The organism is Methylomonas albis, from assembly GCF_014850955.1.
GTDB classification, from domain to species: Bacteria; Pseudomonadota; Gammaproteobacteria; order Methylococcales; family Methylomonadaceae; genus Methylomonas; species Methylomonas albis.
In genome coordinates this window covers 1,091,612-1,110,372 of the sequence record NZ_JACXSS010000001.1, presented here as the reverse complement: position 1 = coordinate 1,110,372, position 18,761 = coordinate 1,091,612, and the positions used below count along the sequence as shown (strand labels likewise).

General features: G+C 55.2%; 15 protein-coding genes and 2 riboswitches. Of the genes, 1 reads left to right on the top strand and 14 read right to left on the bottom strand.

What is annotated here, in order from left to right:
• Nucleotides 1-213: 213 nt before the first annotated feature.
• The 4 genes from EBA_RS05235 to EBA_RS05220 form a co-directional block, all read right to left on the bottom strand.
• Nucleotides 214-816 (bottom strand): VPLPA-CTERM sorting domain-containing protein, encoded by a 603-nt coding sequence (locus tag EBA_RS05235; protein WP_192373677.1) that lies wholly within the window; start codon nucleotides 814-816, stop codon nucleotides 214-216.
• A gap of 289 nt (nucleotides 817-1,105) precedes the next feature.
• Nucleotides 1,106-1,864, bottom strand: a complete 759-nt coding sequence (locus EBA_RS05230) for a hypothetical protein (RefSeq protein WP_192373676.1) — start codon at nucleotides 1,862-1,864, stop codon at nucleotides 1,106-1,108.
• Nucleotides 1,865-1,909: 45 nt separating this feature from the next.
• A complete protein-coding gene (locus EBA_RS05225) occupies nucleotides 1,910-4,165 on the bottom strand; it encodes a cytochrome c peroxidase (RefSeq protein WP_192373675.1) in 2,256 nt (751 codons plus the stop codon).
• Between the two features lie 98 nt (nucleotides 4,166-4,263).
• Nucleotides 4,264-5,274, bottom strand: a complete 1,011-nt coding sequence (locus tag EBA_RS05220; protein WP_192373674.1) for a hypothetical protein — start codon at nucleotides 5,272-5,274, stop codon at nucleotides 4,264-4,266.
• 314 nt (nucleotides 5,275-5,588) lie between these two features.
• Nucleotides 5,589-5,664, bottom strand: a riboswitch (cyclic di-GMP riboswitch).
• 45 nt (nucleotides 5,665-5,709) lie between these two features.
• On the opposite strand from EBA_RS05220, the gene EBA_RS05215 reads away from it, so the two are divergent.
• A complete protein-coding gene (locus EBA_RS05215; RefSeq protein WP_192373673.1) occupies nucleotides 5,710-5,928 on the top strand; it encodes a hypothetical protein in 219 nt (72 codons plus the stop codon).
• Between the two features lie 35 nt (nucleotides 5,929-5,963).
• On the opposite strand, the gene EBA_RS05210 is transcribed toward EBA_RS05215, so the two are convergent.
• From EBA_RS05210 to EBA_RS05165, 10 genes are all read right to left on the bottom strand, one after another.
• Nucleotides 5,964-7,829 (bottom strand): class I SAM-dependent methyltransferase, encoded by a 1,866-nt coding sequence (locus EBA_RS05210; RefSeq protein WP_192373672.1) that lies wholly within the window; start codon nucleotides 7,827-7,829, stop codon nucleotides 5,964-5,966.
• 15 nt (nucleotides 7,830-7,844) lie between these two features.
• A complete protein-coding gene (locus EBA_RS05205) occupies nucleotides 7,845-8,252 on the bottom strand; it encodes a group III truncated hemoglobin (protein ID WP_192373671.1) in 408 nt (135 codons plus the stop codon).
• 243 nt (nucleotides 8,253-8,495) lie between these two features.
• Complete coding sequence (locus EBA_RS05200; protein WP_192373670.1) at nucleotides 8,496-9,389, bottom strand: hypothetical protein; 894 nt, start codon at nucleotides 9,387-9,389, stop codon at nucleotides 8,496-8,498.
• Nucleotides 9,390-9,909: 520 nt separating this feature from the next.
• Nucleotides 9,910-9,985, bottom strand: a riboswitch (cyclic di-GMP riboswitch).
• 742 nt (nucleotides 9,986-10,727) lie between these two features.
• A complete protein-coding gene (locus EBA_RS05195; RefSeq protein WP_192373669.1) occupies nucleotides 10,728-12,380 on the bottom strand; it encodes a ShlB/FhaC/HecB family hemolysin secretion/activation protein in 1,653 nt (550 codons plus the stop codon).
• Complete coding sequence (locus EBA_RS05190) at nucleotides 12,377-13,117, bottom strand: coiled-coil domain-containing protein (protein WP_192373668.1); 741 nt, start codon at nucleotides 13,115-13,117, stop codon at nucleotides 12,377-12,379. Before EBA_RS05190 ends, EBA_RS05195 begins: the two co-directional genes overlap by 4 nt.
• A gap of 9 nt (nucleotides 13,118-13,126) precedes the next feature.
• Nucleotides 13,127-14,989, bottom strand: a complete 1,863-nt coding sequence (locus tag EBA_RS05185; protein WP_192373667.1) for a putative porin — start codon at nucleotides 14,987-14,989, stop codon at nucleotides 13,127-13,129.
• Between the two features lie 132 nt (nucleotides 14,990-15,121).
• Nucleotides 15,122-15,796 (bottom strand): TonB C-terminal domain-containing protein, encoded by a 675-nt coding sequence (locus EBA_RS05180; RefSeq protein WP_192373666.1) that lies wholly within the window; start codon nucleotides 15,794-15,796, stop codon nucleotides 15,122-15,124.
• A gap of 108 nt (nucleotides 15,797-15,904) precedes the next feature.
• Complete coding sequence (locus EBA_RS05175; RefSeq protein ID WP_192373665.1) at nucleotides 15,905-16,309, bottom strand: ExbD/TolR family protein; 405 nt, start codon at nucleotides 16,307-16,309, stop codon at nucleotides 15,905-15,907.
• A gap of 3 nt (nucleotides 16,310-16,312) precedes the next feature.
• Nucleotides 16,313-18,088 carry a DUF2341 domain-containing protein gene (locus EBA_RS05170; RefSeq protein WP_192373664.1) on the bottom strand — a complete coding sequence of 592 codons (1,776 nt, stop codon included), beginning with the start codon at nucleotides 18,086-18,088 and terminating at the stop codon, nucleotides 16,313-16,315.
• A 41-nt stretch (nucleotides 18,089-18,129) separates the two neighbouring features.
• Nucleotides 18,130-18,654 carry an aspartate carbamoyltransferase gene (locus EBA_RS05165; RefSeq protein ID WP_192373663.1) on the bottom strand — a complete coding sequence of 175 codons (525 nt, stop codon included), beginning with the start codon at nucleotides 18,652-18,654 and terminating at the stop codon, nucleotides 18,130-18,132.
• Between the last annotated feature and the right edge of the window lie 107 nt (nucleotides 18,655-18,761).

Below are 18,761 nucleotides of genomic sequence, written 5' to 3'. Positions count from 1 at the left end.
TCGAAGGTAGCGACTTCCTTCACCACCTTTTTTCTGGTTTTGTTACCTTGAACTGTCCGTTTGCCAGACCACGATCTGGGAAAGCAGTCCGGCCAAATCTTTTGAGTCCCGCGAAGGCGGGAGCCCAATGGAATCGATGGATTCCCGCTTTCGCGGGAATGACGAATGCAGGGTATTTAAGGGCCGGGTTACTAGGTCCCTAGCCCTCCTTATTTATGCAGTCTTGCGTGTTCTAACAAAGCCAAACCCGGCCAAGGCGCTGCAAAATAGCCAAATTGCTGCTGGTACAGGTACGGGGGCAGCAGAAACATAGCCTTCGGTTGCCAGGTTATAGCTCTTATCAAGAAAGCGGTAAGTGCCCAAACTGCTGGTTTTTTCTGCGCCAAAGGCGACGAAACCAAAGTAGCTGCTGCTAACGTTGTAGGGCATTTCACCTACCGAGGCGCTGGTTAGACCGTATTCAGCGATTAGATAGGCTTGCGGTGCGGTGAGAAATCGGTAGAACAATTCGCCGTAGGTTCCGGCAATCGGATCGTAGCTGTGATAAGTCGTAGCTAGAGCACTATCTAAAACACTGCCGGTGACACCAGAAAAATTCCAATTCAGAGAAGTCATGATTTCAGTGTCGGTGTTCCATATGAAGGAGCCTGAGCCCGTTGCGTGGGTGTGGGAGTCGGTGAAGTTAAGTGCATAATTGACAATGGCTGCTTGCCCGGTTGCAGGCATGAAACCGGCAAGCATCAGGGCACAAGCTAATGCAGGTGTACGCAGAGTTTTAGGTAGTTGCGACAGCGGTTGCCTTAGGAAGGTATCCATGTGTTTATTCCTTAATACAATTAAAAATCGGCTAGTTGAAAAATAAAGCAGTGCTAACCACTAATCCTCGCTGTAGCACTGCATCTTCCCTGTTTGCACCGAGCACTGGTGCGTCCTGTTGCCATCAACATGCTTGTCGATGAGTTGTGGGTCATGCTTGCTGATCGAGAGATGCAGCTGATAACACGTCCCGGTTAGGCGGTAAAAATTGGGTTAAAGGCGCGCGTCCTTGCGCTAGGTTAACGATCGGTTTTCTCTCGTGCCTTTACAGCCACGGAGGAATGTCATTTCATGCTGCGGCCTGTTTTCTCCGGTCCAATAAGGCCAGGCCGGTCATCATGCTGGTCAAAAACAGCCAGGCAGCGCCGGGTAGCGGCACCGGCGAGGCATCCGCCGATTCCAGATGCGACTGGATACCGACTTGGGCATAAAGTTGCTCCGTGGCGCCCGCTGCCAGCGTGAAGTACCAGGTCACGGTATTGCTTGCGGATTGTTGATCGTCGAGATAGCCGGTAAACGCAGCAGCCGAGGCATAATCGAAACCGGAAATCGAACCGGCCTCATCCCAGTAGTCGAAAGAGATGCTGCTATCGGCAAACTCGCCGTAAGCGGAGGCTTGTAAGGCATAATCCAAGTTGACGGCCAGGTTGTAGCTATAAGGGCCGCTATTGCTGAATTCGAGCCCGAATAGCCCGGTGTGCAGGCTGTCGACGCTGCCGAGTGCGGCGCTGCCGTTGGCGGTGAAGGTGCCGTTGAAAATACTGGTGACCGCAACCGCCGCCGGACTGGGGCTGTGAGCTTGGTACTGGCCATCGCCGCTGACGGCGGCATAAAAGCTCCCATCATCGCTGGGTTGCAGATACGTTCCCAGGATAGCCAAGCCGGTGTTATCGCCTGCCGTCGGATTGGTACTATTCAATACGGTGATCGAATAGCCTACGGCGGCACTGCTGCTGTAACTAGCGGCAGCCATGGCTTGGTCGGCAAGACAAAAGCTCAGCGCCAGTGCGATGCCGGCGTGTCTAGGTCGAAAGATCGGTGTTTTCATAATAATTTCCGAATGTTGCGGTCAATAAATACGTTGCCAAACCGGTTACGGTGCTGGCGCTAAAAATGGCGTTATCGGTGTGTCCGCGCCGGCTGCGCCAACAGCCGGCAACACCAACAGTTCGTCCCTGGCTAAATCGGCGTCCAATACATTGCCGGATTCGGCTTGTAAGTCGTTGCCGACGTGGCCGTGGGCGACGGTCAATTGCGGATGGTCGAACGGCGATTTTTGATAACGCACCCGCTCGTCGGTCAGCGCATTCAGGAATGCAGTCAGATCGACAATGTTTTGCGGGTTGGCTATGCCAGGCGAAATCGGCCCCATCAAGGAATGCAGTGCATCGCTGACGAAGTTGCCGTGTCTGGCGTAAAACTCGATGACTTGCGCCAACGTCGCCATGCCGCCGTCATGCATATAGGGGCCGGTCAACTCGACATTGCGTAGCGTCGGCACTTTGAAGGCAGCCGTGGTGGCAATGGACATCTTCACGCCGTTGCGGTTGGCTTGCGCCGCCGCCACCGTGGGGATGTAAGCCTTGTTTGGATTGGTGCAGTTTGCCGTACGCGGCACGCCCTCCCGGCTACCGTCGGCCTGTAAGCCGTCGCTAGGTAAAAAGACGTTGGCTATCGGCACGTTCAGATTTACCGCTAACGGTGTCGGAAAGTCGCAAGCCCGCACTTTGTCTATCGGTAAGTCGAGCACACCGGCGCCGTTGCCGAGCAGGTACTCGACGTATTGGTCGGCATAAGATAAAGGCTGACCAAAGGCATCAGCACCGCTCACGCCGGGATCGGCGTCCGGCGAGCTTGCGCCGATATTGCTAAAGCCCAAATCCATTAGCCTGGGTAAACCCGCATTGGCGACATCGCGGGTCACAGGGCTGCCAAAGCGGGTGGCGCCGGTCGCCGCCGCAATGTTTGCAGGGCCAAACGCATTGGGGCCGTAGGCAATCGGGGTGGCCGGCGGACCAAAAACAGCGCCCGGCGTAGGGTTCAACAGCGCGGCATTGGCTGCTACCGCCGCCAGGCTCAGGGCCGGCCCGGTATGGCATGAACTGCAATTGTTGTTGACGAACAGATTGAAGCCACGTTTCAGAGAAGCGACCCTGTCGGCGTCGGCCACGTTGCTCCAGGTCGGCACCATATTGGCATCGAGCGGACTCAGGTCGAATGGCGACTGGTCGGATACCAGCGTGGCTTCGTACAACTGCACGGCCAAGCCAAAGAACATGGAAAAATTGGCTTCCATCTGGTTGTAGGCCGCGCCGCCGATTGCCGGCGCACCGAATTTTCCGGTGCCGCTATACGCCCAATATTGAGAATTAAAGGCCTGGGTGATCAAGCTTTTGTAGGTGGCTTTCAGACCCTGTTTGAAATCACTGCCCGCGCTGAAGCTCAAACCACCCAGCACGCTGTCTTGTGGATGTACCAGCTGGTGTTGCAAAGCCTGCCGGGACAATAATTTGCGACCGATGTCCGGCCAGCCGCGGCCTTTACAGCCCATTTCCACATCATTGAACACCGGTGGCGTGACGGCTTGCGAGGCCAGCGCGGAGTTGATCAAATTCAGGCGCCGTTTAACCACGGCCTTGGCATTGAGCTTAACCCAAACGCCGGCATCGGGGTCGCGTGGCCCCCAAGGGCTGCTGCCGTTAAACACATTGTTGGCCCGACCATCCCAGAAATTGCGATGGTTGAACACCGCGTTGATTACGGTGGGCGTATTGCGCGGCTCGACGCGCCGGGTGCCGACGTGGCCGACATTGAATACCTCGTCAGGCCTGCGGGCGCACTGGTCGTTAGCTCCACTGAATTGTGAAGTACCGTTAAATTGACCGCCGAAAGTGCCGGCCGAACTGACCACATCGTCGCTGTTATAGATGACTTGGCTGGCATTGTTGAACGGATCGCTGAAACGATGTAGCGGAAAATCCTCGGCCCTCAGCGTATGGTTAGGGCCGCCGGTACCCGACGGCAAGGTATCGAAAGTTTGCCCGGTCGGTTGCCGCGAATTTTGGCCAGGATTGATCTGGTTTTTGATACGGCCGTCAGCACCGGCGCTGAAATGGCAGGACGCGCAGGCCTGGCCGTCTGAGCCAACGTTCTGATCCCAAAACAAAGCTTTGCCCAAGGCAATCGCCGCCGCTTTATCAACGACGATGGGGGAATCGCCGTCCAGCAGACCGGGTACCGGCGGCGTCGGTACGTTGCGCAGGGAAACCGGCACCGGACCGGCGGCCCTGGCTGACAGCGCGGCGACGATCAGGCCACCGGTTAAAACAATTCGAAAAATAGCGCGCATGTTATGTTCTCGTGAAGAAAGCCAAGCAGATAATTGCGGTTACACACAGTCCGGAACTACCCGCGTTAGGATTCGCCGTCCCTGGCAAAGTTGGCTATTTAGGCCGCCCAGCGTTTGCGCCTGCTGCTGCAAGCAATGCCGAACAATCCGGACAGCATCAGTATCGCTGCAGGTGGGACCGGTACGGCGGCGGGAAGCGTGACGACTGTCAAGCCGTTCAGGTTGGACATGAAGCGGCCGCCTTTAAGATCGCCGGGAACCACCGTACGAGCAAAACCGCTGCCACCCAGGGCACCACCGATACCGTCGGCATAAGCCAGCAAATCACCCTGGTTGCCGAATTGCGGCATGATTTCTTCGAGCGCGTAGACTGCGGTGTAGTTATCGGTGCCGGTGGCGATGACGTAGGAGCGCAGCAAAGCAGCCGGGTCATTGGAGATACCGGCGCTTACCAATAATTCATACAAGGAAACGCCGGTAAAGCCCGTCGCTCCGCCGGTTGCCAGCGCGCTGCCATTCGGCTTGTTAAATACCGTTGTAGGGCTTAGCGAGCCCGGCAGATCGGCCGCGGTATAGTTGGCAGGGCTGGAAACCGCGCCGCCGATGCTGAATGAAGTTGAGGCTCCACCCGGCGCCGAGCCTTGATAAGCGACATGGCCAATATTCAGGCTAGTCAGCGCGGAAACACTGGCACCGTCTGCGGCGATCAAGCTGGGTGCGGACAACAGACCCTGGCTGTCGCTGAAGGCTATGATGTCGTTTTGGGTGCCGAAGCCGCTACCCAGCAGGTTGCCCATGGTGTAAACGGTACTGCCGCTAGTACCGGTCGCAACCACGTAATCGCGCAGAATGTCGTTTTTTGCCGCCGGATCTTTGTCGACATAGCTATTCAAATAGCTGTAAAGGGAGACGCCGGTATAAGTATTGCCGCCGACCGTAACCGTGCTGGTGCTGCCGAAACCTTGCAGATCGGCGATGCTGAAGCTGGCGGGGCTGGTGCTTTTCACGAAACCGCTCAGCGCGACGCTGGCCTCGGCCGTTGCCGATAGCGACAATAAAAATACCGACGCAATCGCCGCCGTACGCAGATTGGGTTTGCTGTTTTGCATAATTTTCTTCCTCTATGGGGTTGGTTGATCGCCCTTACGGGCTATTAAATCGCGGCCTTGGGCCGCTTTACGCGTCGGGCCTGTAGAACTATCTTTCCGCTGTACGGTGGATGCTGAAGCAGGCCAAAAACTAAATTCGCATAGCCGCCTGCCTCGTGTCGGCAAGGACATCCGAGTTTGTCCATCGGGGCCGCAAGCGGGATTCGCTGGTCATGGAATGGGAAAAACCGTGCACGAAAAACTCCTCGCCCGAAGGCAGTCAAAATTAGCGATAGGCTGTTTAAACACTTTGCCCCGTTGGGCACTCCGTGTTCAGAGGCAATCCGGCTAACTCTGGCGAGTTCCGTGATTTTCCGGCCCGGCCTTGCGACCGGTGTGGCGTGAACTTTTATTGCGCGCTATCCGCCCAAACCCAAATGGGAAACGCGGCCTTGATTGAAACGGCGCAAAAAAAGTGGTGTCGATATAACCCGCTTGGCGGCATCGACATCGGCATTCCTTGCCAGCGCCATCCCGGCTACTTGTCACAGCGCTTGCCTGCACTACGAATTTCCTGGCTTTGTTACCTTGGCGCTTCCGTTTACCAAGCCACATTCCTTGTTGATTTGCGATTCGATGCCGCAAGTTGTGGGATTAGCGGACATCGATTGGTAAAAACATTCGTTAAGTTGATCCGTGAATTTCGAGGCCTACTCCCTCCCCGGCTTTTGCAGTACCAGCCCATACATGGCGGCGAAAGCGTTTGGATGTTGTTCTTCGAATCGCGCCCAGTTGGCGAGACTGGCACCGTGGGAATCTTGCGGAAAACCGGCTTGATACATAGCTTGCAAGGGCATGGGTAAGCCGCGCATGCTCACGAAGCACAATCCCAGTTCGGCCAGCTGTTGTTCGATTTTCGGCAGGCTGTAACGGTGTTCATTGACGTGAAACACCAAGTCGCGAAACATGCTGAGATTGTAGAAATCCCGCCATTGCAACAGCGGTTTTAAAGCTTCGTATTCGCCGGCCAGAATGGCTTGCCGGAATTGCCGCATCCTTTCCGGCGTCGCTTCCCAGCCATGTTCGGCAATCAATGTTCTGGCGCGAACCACGGTTTGCCGCGCCGCCTCGCTGTACAGGCTGACCAGCATGATGCCGCCGGGCTTCAACAAGCCGGTCAAGATTCGCCAGCCTTCCAACGGGTTTTGCAGATGGTGCAAAACGCCGCTGGCGGTGATCAGATCGAATTGTTCGGAAAAATCAGCCAGTTGGGTAATGTCGGCTTGTTTAAAGTCGATGGCATCGGCCAGCCCCAACTGCGTAGCCATCCGCTTGGCATATGCCAGGCTGGCTCGGCTTAAATCCAGCGCCAGATAGCGGCCGGTTTGGATTTGCCGGACCAGGGAAATGGGCTCCAATCCGGTGCCGCAGCCAGCAGTGAGTACATCGACCTGGCCATCGAACTCAATCGGCAGCTGCAGGTCGTGGGCAAAACTTGCCAACCATCGCCGGGCGGTCAAACGCTGATGGGCGACAGGGTCCTGTTGCCAACGCGGAAAAGGGTTTTCCTCGTATTGCCGGCGTACTAGTTCGGAAATGTTGCCACCGATGGCCGTGAGACTGTCTATTTCTGCCGCCAGCACCCGTTCCGCCAGACAAGCGCGCCAATCTCGAATCAGCGGCTGTAAATAGGGTTTCCAAATGACGGAAGCTTGCGTAAACACGGCGCGGCAATCGGACAATTCCAAGCCGGATCGATACATCGCGTAATAGGCTAGCGCCGGTTGCCATGACGGTTCCGACGGCAAACTCAGGCCGGCCTCCAACTGCTGCCGCAATAAGCCAACAACGGTGCGTTCCTGTTCGTCCTCGGCACTGGCGTATTCGGTCAACCAGCTGTAATGGGCCAGTGCGCCGATAAACTCCCACTCCAGCTTGCCCGGACGGGTGCTTTCAGCCGCCGGGCCAGGTGCGGCGTAGGTCAACAGCAGCGCTTTGCGCAAACGGCGTAGCGCGGTTTCGAATGTCGGCAGCGGGATCAGGCTGCCGCGTAATAGCTGCAAAAACAACGGCGCCTGCATCAACGCCCGCAGCCGACCTTGGCGTAAGGCGCGCATGATTTGCGTATCAGCAGCGGATAATAAAAGCTCGACCGCCTGGCTAAACACCGCATCCTGCAATAGCGACCTGGCAATTTCCACCGCGTATTCGCCAACATCGCTCCTTGCGAACACACTGTGCAAAACCCGCCGAAACTCGGCGGAATCAGGTAAACGTCCGACGCCGGCTTTCAGCAACAGCAAAAAGTTGCCGCGCGCTTCCGGATCGTTGGGCAGCAACAGCAATAGCTGGGTCTGATACACCAACGCTTGGCCAATATCGCCGTTTCGGTACAAGGCGAAAGCATAGGCCGCCAGCGCTTGTCTGTAGTGCGGCCATAGTCTGGCTTTACGAGAACCGTTGCCGACGATCATGTGCAACAGCGCCGCAGTGTGGCTATAGCGCTGTTGACGCATCGCCTGCACGCTTTCATCGAGCAGTCGATTCCAAACAGGAAATTGCGGATTCGGACTCATCTCTAAAGTACTGTTTTAATCGCCGGGTTTAGCGCAAGAAGTCGTCGTCGCCGGCTTGTAATCGAAGAACATGCCGACCTTAAAGCTTTCCGCCATATGTTCGGCGCGGGCGATGGCGCGATCCGCCGCTTCCACCGGCAGCACTTCTCTGGCCGTTTGCCTAAAATACGTCAGCCAAATGTCGAAATGTTCGATCTGTAAAGGCAGACGCGTGTGGACGGGGTACGGACTGCCTTGATAGCGGTCGGTGCCTAACAGCGTCCGCGACCAGAAGTTTTCGACCACACGGTGATGGTCATCCCAATCATGGATAGCGCCAGCGAAAATGGCTTTTAGCCTGTCGTCGGCCGCCGCATTGTCATAGAAACGGCGCACGAGTTCGGCGATTTGCTGCTCGGTAACCTCAGTGTTTTCGGTATTCATCGTTACCTCTTTGTGGCCAATGGCTTGAGTGATCGGCGGCAACCGATACCAGACAATGCCGCGCCACAGTCGACAATGTTGGGATTGCAGCGCGGTGGAGAATATAGTGGGCCGCCGATGGCAAGACACTTGCCTGTTGACTGTTGAAAAATCGGTTGATAGCAATTTCCCGACTATCGAATAGCAGTGCTGTATCCGGAACGGAGCGCATGACGGCAACCCCGACATTTATATTGCCAAGACTTAGACTGCGAGACGACCCGGCGCGCCAGGCCGTTTCGAAAAGCCTAAGACAGACAGGAAGGCGCTCAGGAACAGCCAGACCGCACCCGGTAGCGGCACGGCGGCTGGATTTGCTTCCGCGCTGATAAAGATTTGCGGATGCGCACCAGGCTTGGTCATCTGGTTGATCAGATAGACGACTTGATTGTCGGCCGCGTAGCCGTGGAAGGACAAGTAGTCGCCGGCCAGAATGTCACCGATTAAACCGGGAGTCAGGCTAAGATCCCAGTACCGGGGCGCGCACGAATCAGCGACGGTAAAACAGTCGGTGGTGCCGTTAGCGGTGCCGGTTGGATAAAAGAATGTTCCTGACGACTCCTGCCCGGCAAACAAGTTGTTATAAGCACCGCCGGAGCCGTAAACCGAATTCCAGCTGAGGTTGGATTTAGCAAGCCCGGTTACGCCGGCGGTAACAGGGTTGAACCAAGTATCGTTACTAAAGTAAGAAATACCGAAGTTACCCGAATGAGGGATGTTGAACTGATTGTTGTTAGCTGGTACACCTTCAATATCGAAATTGGTATACCACTTCAGTTGTACGTCGGTGACATGCCAATTGCCGGCGCCATACTGCGTATCGAACCCAGATTTGATGGATGAAGTGCTGTACGCCACCAAATTTTCCATGGTGCGTACTTGGGTAATACCTTGCGGAATATCGGATTGGGGCGAGGAAATCATCATTGCCCCGAAACTGGACATATCCGAGTTGGCTTGCGCTGTTGCATTGGTTAGGAAAGTATCGGAGGTAGCTTCTACGCTGAGAGTGCTTGCGGCGGCCATACCTGCTTGGCCCATCACTACCGCACCTATGGCTAAAACCAATACAGGTTGCTTGAATCGAAGTGTGTTCATAAAGTCCTTTAAAGTTGGAAACGTGGCTGAAAATGCAAAAACGCGATCTTTTGGATTAATTGCGATCTCTCCTGCTGTTAGTCGTACATCACCTAATTTGCCGGTGACGAGTGGGTTTGGGGCCGACTCATCCGGCCTGGACTTATCGGCGCCAAAGCATCCATGCCAATCACCTTGCCGGTGTATTCCCTGCAATGGCCACATCCCGGCGATTGCTTGCAGCACTTACCTGTACTGCATAAGCCAACCTTGGATTTGTTACCCGGCAAAGCCATTTGCGAGGCCTTCGTCCTTGAGGGGAGCTTTCGGCTTCCTGTCCGAGGGGTGAGCCGGGAAAGGAGCCGAAAGGAAAAACGGTGTTTCATATTAAGCATCTTGTGGTTGAGCGCAGAACCGGTAATCCATGGCGAAACGACCTTGATGTCGGCGCCCTTAGCAACGACATAGCGCTCCAGCTGTAAAGACAGAAAAATGGGTTGGAGCAGATGGCCTTAAACTTCAAGACTCTCTATTGCTCCCGAGAGGCAATCCGGCTGGCTCTATCGAGCCCCGTGACTTTCCGGCCCGGCCTTACGGCCGGTGTGGCGGTTTAAATGTCTGTTACTCATTCCTGGCGATTAACGTGGTAGCAATCCATCCCGATGTCGGCAAAACACTCAATTCAACAATTGCTTCGGTTGGATTCCGAGTGCGGAAACTGGATTGATTTAATTTACTCCCCACAACAACTCGATATAGACAATAAAATATAACGATAGACGCGGTCAACCTGCCAATTCCGACCTTAGCGAGTAATTACGGCAGGCATACTTTGTTCGCGCAACTTTCAGTTGAATGGCCAAAATATCATGCTAAGAACATATTTTTACATATCAATTGGCTACATCCCTTCTGTTCTGCAAAAGATGCCATTTTCCATCCCATTAGTAATGTTTTAGGAAACAGTTATTTTTTAATTACCAAACGGTATATTTAAATATATATATCGAAACACCCATTTTTTGACTTAAAAAATGAGCTAATAACTGCTCGTTTACAGCCTTAATAAAAAATGCGGGAACAATCAGACGAATACGCTTTTACGAATGAAGGGCTAAATTTACGAGAATCCATTGAATAGTTACAACAAGCGGTTCTGGGAAGTTTAGAGCTGTGCATCCACGTGATTATCCGCGTGTTAACGCCCAATTTTCGATGGATAGCAAGCTTGATTTCCGTTGTTTTACCGAACAATACCGTATGGATCAGCTCGAATAAATTGTCTACCCGGCGATATAAACAACGATGAAACTTAACACTTAGATTGGATACAGGGTTATCACCGGGCTTATGCTGGCCTTAGAACTCATAAATAACCCTAAAATCGACGCGCTGCTGACCGGGATCGATAGTGCCCTGCCTGTAAAACGGATAACTCCAGTCCAATTCACCGAGTAAATGCTTGAACCACTGCGTGCGCAGACCGATGCCGGTTGAAGCCAGATGCGCCGTAGCCGGGGTTGGGGAGATGGGATTATCGGTCCAGATATTGGCCCAGTCGAAGAAGGTCAGCAGGCGCAAATTTTGGCTATCGTCCCAGGCAGCCGGCGCCAAGTGCGGGGTTTGCAATTCCAGCGACAGATTCACGCCGTGATCGCCCAGCAACTGGGTTTGATGATAGCCACGCACGCTGAGCGGACCGCCTGCCGAGAACTGCTCGTTACTAATCAAGGCCGACATACTAGCCTGCCCCCCTGCCCTGGCTAGCAAGCGAAAATCCAGCGGCAAGCGCTGCTGATGCTTCAAGTCTCCGGTCAAATAGAGAAAATTCGGTTCTGCATCCAGGCGCTTGTTGGCAAACTGTTTGGCATCGTTGCCCAGGCCGCGTATCGAGAAATGCGCGGCCAGATTCAGGGCAGTGACGCGGCTCTCACCGCGCAGACTGCCATCATAGCCGGTCATGAACGAGGCATAGCTGATCGGAGCATTTTCGGTAAGACTGGCGATCTGCTGGTCAAAGCTTTTGTAGTCGAAGCCAAAACTCAGGCTATGCAGGATGTTTTCGGACGAACCCGACAAAGGCTTAACCAATCTGGCGCCATAGATGGAGCCGGCGCCGACCACGGACAGCCCGCCCACGCTGACACCCAACTGAGTATTGGAGCTTATGCCGATGCCGTAGAGCGCCAGCCGCGTATCGGCCCAGCCGGTCGGCAGCACGTAGGTGCCGGACCAAACCTGAACTTCATCGCTGATTTCCGGCGACACCTGATATTGCATGGATACGCTGTGAAACTTCTGCCACAGGTTGTCGTAACGCAGCGAGCCTAACAAGCGCGTGTAGCTGGTATGTTCCGAGTTGCGGGTGTTCAATTCCAGGTTGCCGTGCAGGGGCAACGCATCCTTGACCTTTAATTCCACTTCCATCTTGCCCGGCGTCGAACCGGCTCGGAACACCGGCGTGACATTGCGATCGACCGATTGCTGAGCCAGCGCATTCATCTGTTCCTGCACCTTGGGCATGTGCGGCACCAGCCCCTCCGCCAGTGCCGGCACGCCGTCGCGAATTTTGCCCAGCGCGTAATAACGCGAACCGCTGATGTACAAAGTCTCGACCGAGCCTTCCACCACACTCAAGCGCACTGCGCCACTCTCCACATCCTGTTCCGGTATCGTCACCACCACGGTTGGATAACCGGCGTTACGGTAGGATTCTTCCAAGGCAGCCCGGGCTTTTTCGACATCCTCGACAGTCTTGTCCGGGCCCAGATGCGGATACACCGCTCGCTCCAGCGCTTCGTCATCAAGCACGGAGTTACCTTCGACCTGGTAATCCAGCACGTCGAAATGCGGTTGCTGCTCACCGGATGCTGGCGGCGCTATTTCCGGCAAACCAGTAGAATTTTCTGAGTTTTGCGACGACGCTACAGGGTTTTTCAGCTCTGCGGCTTGGCCGACAGTGATGCCGTGCAGGATCAGGCTTATCGCAGGCAGCAATAACTGACGCATCATTGCACGGCCTCCGCCGTGTCATTCGCTGGCTCCGCCCCATCCTTAACCGGGATGATGGTCTGCACAACAGGCGCAGTTGCTTCGAACGGGGTAATCTTCAATTGCTGCAATTTATAGCGATACTCTTCCGCTACCGTCTCGGTTCGTACCTGGCCTATGCCGGTCAAAGGATCTAGTTCCGCTAACTGTTGCAGCAGGCCCTTATCTTTATATTGATTCAATATATCCAGATTGACCTTACGCAACTGCTGAGCAAGGTCCGTGCATTGGGCTATCCATTGTTCACGCTCTTTTACCGCCTGCACCAGCAGATTATTATCATCGCGGATGTCACGAGCCTTAATCACCACCTCATTGTGCTTTTGCACCAGAGCCTGCTCGCGCTGCCGTTGTTGGCTTAGCTGCGCTTCCAAATTACCCCGCACCGCTTCCAGCCCCGCCTTGTAGCGCTCCAGCTCGGCTGGCAAAGTTTGCAATCTGCCGACTGTCGTTTCCAGGCTTTTCAGCTTGGCCTCCAGCGTGGCTTTTTCGTTTAGCCACGCCACCTTCTCGGCTTCCAGCGCATATTTTTCCTGGCTGAGTTGGCGTATCATGCCTTGCGCTTTTTTGATGGCTTCACCGCCCGGCGCGGCGACCTTGGGCTCGGCAAACGCAGCCGGACCGGCCAGCACACCGAGCAAGATTGCCGATACCGGCAGCAACGCTTTGGCTGATTGTAGCGAGAATAGTCGGCTCATAGCGCCGTCCTAAAATCTGGCATTCAGATCGACATTTAATGTGTCGATACTGTATTTCGGTCCATCAATGGCGTCCGAACTTAACCAGCGTAGATTCAGCCAAGTATTCCGCGCCAAACCGTATTGCATACCGGCCACCCAGCCCTCGGCATTGGTGCCGCCCAAGTGAAATATAGAATCGGTAAATGCATCCAATACCGCATCGCGCTGTACATAACGGTAGGCCAGATTGACGCTCCAATCGCCCCAGCGCCTGACTTCCGGCCGGCCGATATCGACGCGGAGTTGATACGCTGCCGTACGCGGTTTGTTATCCGTGTAGTTGACGATACCGTTCAGAAACTCGGCAGCAATCTGCTGTTTGTCAAAACCCAGGTTTTTGGCGTAGTCGGCGGTCAACAACACATGTACCGGATCGAAGCCGGCATAATCAAACATCGCCGTGGCGTTGAATACCTTGAATTCAGAAGCCAAACCAAACAAGCAGCCGACCGTGTCGTCGCACACGCCGTTTAAGGTATTGAAATCGGTGATGGCCACCATGGAATTACCTTTTTGTACAAACTGCGGCGCGGTCCAATCGTAAGTGTGGCTGCCGATGGGATTGCGGCGGGCGTTGACGTTCTGGAATTCGTAATACGAGGCCGCGAGATTGACGCGCGTATCGTTGAATACCAACCAGTCTGCACCGAGTTGGCCGGCATACAGCCATTTATCGTTTACCGAGACATCGATATCCTGCAACGGAAATACGCCCAGCGTTAAGAACAGGCTATCCGGGGTTTGCTGGCCCTGATTGATGCCGAACCTAGCCGTCGGATTTGGCGCTTTGTAGCCGGCCAGTTTGTTGCTGCCCCGGTTAAACGGTAAACGGAAACTCCCGGCCACCCCTTCGAAACTCAAGTCCGGATCGAACACGATATCGGTGGATACAAAGGGATTGATGATGCGGCCGGCATACAGGCTAAACCAGTTGGTTTTGCGTTCGTCCAGAAAATCGTATTGCAGATAGGCGCGGTCGATAGCAAACTGATAAGACTGTCCGGTGTTACCCAAGGTTTGGTCATTCGATACCGGATTGTTTAGGTTACTGGTGGCAAAGCGGATACCGGCTTTCAAGCCCTCGGCAATATTGGCTTCAAATCCCAATCTAAAGCGCTCGCGCAAACGCAGGCGATCCTTTTGATTGTTGACAATCGCCTCGTTGGGATTTAACGCCACCTGCCGGTTTAAGCCGCCTTGCGGAGAATTGCCGGCCCGGTTAATGGACAACCAGTTATAAGGCCCGAAGAAGTTGCCTGCGGTATCGATACCGACGTTATCGACACCGCCCTCGTTGGTCTTGCCGTAAAAATCGTCGGCAAAACGGATGCGCATGTCAAAGCTGGGATGAATCGCCGCCACCCATTCCGGCAACGCACCGGGAATACCCCAGCCTTCGGTTTTGGCGTCCTGCTTCACATCTTGCAACACTTCGGCTTTAAGTTCGGCCCGGACCTGATCGCGAATTTCTTTTTTCACAAACTCCGGCACATAGCCGACGTGTTTGATTTTGCCGGATTTTCCCTTGGCCATTTCAACATCCGCCGCCGGCATGCTTTCCGCCGGCTGCTCGCCATCAATTAGCGTTTTACCACTTTTTGCTTGAGCCGCGTTGGCCTTGGCCGCTTCACCGGCTTCCCGTTCAGCCGCACTGACCAGACCTTTCCCCTCATCTTGGTTAATGACGCCGCGCTGTACCAGCAGATCAACCAAATTGACCAAAGTGGATTTCTTGACCGGGATCATCTCTTCGGCGCCTTGTACGCTGCCTGTCATCGCGGCCAGACTGCCGGCCAACAGCAGGATCAAGGTTTTCGTTGCGGTATTCATGGCTTGTCGCTTAATCAATAGTCTTAAAAATCGGTAGTATTTTCGGGGCGAATGGATTCGCCATCGGCACCTTCCAGGTTGCCGTTTGCTGAGCGGACTTGTGCTGAACGAAGCCGAAGAACGGGAAGCCCGCTAGACCCTGGAGTTGAGCCGTATCCGAATCGGCTGCGGCATATTTTCCGGCGGCGACCTAGCGATGCTGGCGCGCAAGCGCGGCAAAGCGGCGCGAATTGCCTGGTCGACATCGGTCTTGCCACTACCACCGGACAGTTCGCTGCGGCTAATCCCGCCATCGGCACCGACCCACACCTCCAAAGTCACGCTGTAACCGGCTCGACTCGCGACAGTGTCAGCCAACAAGCTCTGCAAGCCATTTTCGACCTGGCGTTGAATTTGTCCGCCGTACCAGAGGATGGCATTGCCACCTCCCCCGCCGCCGCCCAGAATCGAGCGGCCGCCTTTGTGCGCGGCCAATCCAAAGCCATCGCTACCGGCAGCACCGTCGGCATCCAACCCTAATTCTTCCGCAGGCGGCGCCTCGTCTGGCTCCGGCGAAGGTTCCGGCTCAGGGGCGGGCTCCGAAACTTCGACCACTTCTTCCTTCACCTCTTCCGGCGGGGTAGGCTGTTGCTCGGGCGGCTGAGGTGCCGGCGGTTGAATCATGGTGATTTGCTGCACCAGCTTTTTGGATTGCGGCGGCTTCTCGACCTTGCTCGCTAACCACCAAACACCCAGCACTATCAAAAGGCCAAAACCGATGCCAACCAACACGGGCAAACGGCGTAGCCAGGCATATTTGTTTTTCATTTCGTTATGTCTATTCGTTGTTACGCGACCCAAGCGCCCGCGATCTCAAGCCGCAGCCGGTCCGGGAACCGGCATTCAAGCAGCCTCCGCACCAGCGACACCCTTGCCCTACTTCACCAGCTTCTGCGTCACCAAGCCCAACTGACTGATCTGCAAGCGCGTCACCACATCCAACACTTCAATCACTTTTTGATACTGCACGCTGGCGTCGGCTTTGACGATGACCGGTAAATCCGGAATCGCCGCCTTGTATTGCGCCAAGCGAGTTTCCAGCTCCTGGATCGACACCGGATAGGTATCCAAATAAATGCTGCCGTCCGGCGTGATGGAGATAGCCTTGGTTTTGGGTTTGGATAAGGACGGCGTGCTACTGGCTTTGGGTAGATTGACGGTAATGCCCTGCACGGTGGCGGTGGTCATAATGATGAAAATCAACAGCAGCACATAGGCCACGTCCAGCATCGGCGTTATGTTGATGTCGTCGTAAACTTTGCCTTCTTCTTCGACTCGCATGATTTAAGCTCCACGCTGTGCTTGGGCGGCGCGCATAGCCAGCACGGCCAGAAACTCGTCGCTGAACACCCGCATGCTAGCGGTGATGTCCTTGATCCGGGTCAGCAGGTAGTTGTAGGCAAACAAAGCCGGAATCGCCACGGCCAGACCGGCCACGGTAGCCAGCAGCGCGGCGGCGATGCCGGGGGCAATGGCGTTGATGTTGACATCGCCGCTGGCGGCGATGGCGGCAAAGGTAATCATCACCCCCACCACGGTACCCAGCAGCCCAAGGAACGGGCCGCCGGCGATGGCAATGGTCAATAGCACCATATTGCTGTTCAGACGCTGGCTTTCAGTGACGATTTGCGAATCCAGCTTGACGCGCAGATAGTCCCAGGCTTCGCGGGTCACCGCTTGGCCGTCGCCACCTTGCAGTTTGCTGAGCTCGTGGATTGCCGTGTGATATAAGTGATACAAAGTCGAGCTTTGAAAATGGTCGTGTTTCCCCACCAAAGCCGTCAATAAATCGGAATCTGCCAGCGCCTGTTCCTCACTGGTTTCATCCTGATCAAGCGCGCTGAGTTTATTCGGGTCGAGCTGGCGGTATTTTTCCAGGAAAGCGCGATTGTCTTTGCTAACGCGGTTGATGACCAGGGTTTTGCTGACCATCACCAGCACAGCCACGATCAGCATGGTCAAGGTCAAGCCGATTACTACCCAGCCGTCGACGGTGACGTTCTGCACGATGACCATGAAATGCCCGTCGCCGCTGCTATTAGTTTCGTCCTGACCGTAACTCAAGACCGAAAAATCCGGGCTTTGGCTGCGAAAACTCAACTTCAGCCAATCGGCACTGCGGGCGGTGGCGGCGATTTGCACTTCGTCGAGCAAACCGACCAGGTTGCGGCCGATGACGATAGCGGGGTTAACAGCGGTTGGCGAAATGGCGGCATTACCGACCGGCACACCATCAACAAACAACAGCAATTGATCGGCTTTGACGGTGACCGCGACATGTTGCCAACGGCCCAGAGCCAGATTAACCGAGACTGGGACGGCACCGTTCGCCCATTTCGCGCTCAACGCCGAACCTTGAATACTCAGATCGATGCCGTTGCCGGCTTCGCGTGCCTCCAACAAACTTGCGCCGTTCTGCGGCTGATCGATCTTCAGCCAGGCCGAGAAAGTCCAACCTTTATCCGGGGCTATCGCCAGTTGCGGCGCAGGATTGATCAGAATCGGCCCGGCACCGCTGAACTGAGCGGCGGCACCAATCCAGCCGGCCGCTTGCACAGTGGCTTTGGAATCGGCGGCATGCGACCCATAGGCAGTGGCGTCGCGCGGCAGCGCTTCGCCGTCTTTGAAGTGATACACCAAGCCCTGCGCCACGTCGTACAAATTCTTCGGATCGGAACCGTCCGGGGCATTGGCGTTGCCGTAATACAACCAGAAGTCATCGCTGCTCACCCCGCCGCGCACCTGCGGCAACTTCACCCAGACCAAACCGATCTCGCTCAACACGTCGATTTGTTCGACGTCATAGACCAGCGGGGTTTTGTCGTCTTTTAAAAAGCGCAAATCACGGCCGTTCTCGGCCAGTTCGGCAAAAAAACCGAAGTTACCGGCATGCAGCCGTACCAACAACGGCACATCGTTTAGAGTCTCCCGAATGTCGGCACCGGTCGCAGCCGCATCCACGGCGATTTGCCGATGCGAATCCCAGTCGTCGTTCCACCAGGCATGGCAAAGCGCAGGCAACATCCACAGGCATAAGCCCAGTTTTAAAGCATTCGGCATCACGTGTTTCCGGGTAAGTTGGGGTAACAATTTTCAAGCGTTTATTGATGTTGAGGACAATGCATTGCCGTGGCATCGCCACCGTGGTCACGCAATTGCGCGTCGAACCAGTCGTGAACGGCGGCGATCAATTCAGGGACGCCGCTGGCGAAGGTCAGGCTGGCGCCGGCCGCTTCGGCTGTATAGTAAATTCGCAAGGCACCTGACTTGGCGCTACGCATTACGGCCAGACCCGGCATATCCGCGCCGTGAATCGTCTCAGGCGCGGAGAAATCGCCTCGGTTAAAACTGTCCGCCAGTTGTTCGAGATGCTGTCTGATTAACCAGACTTGTTCCAGATCCAAATCATCCCGGACAATGACCCGCTGGATGCCGCCGGTTTCGGTTTTAGTGAATTGATGTTGAGTTTGCGCCAACGAGAACGGCATGACTTTCGCGCCGCGCACGGCCACTTCCGTCTGTCGGACCTTGTCGTCGGCCAGTGCCGGCGGACTTAAAAGCCCCCACACCAACACGATCAGAACCAGGCAACACACTAGCTTTACATCTTCGTTGCTGAGTTTCATATGCTCACCGCTTTCAAGCTCATACCAGTCGAACTAGTCAAAATCAAAGCCAAAACCATTGAACGGACGCAATAAGCTTTAGGATCGAACATGAATGACACCTCGGG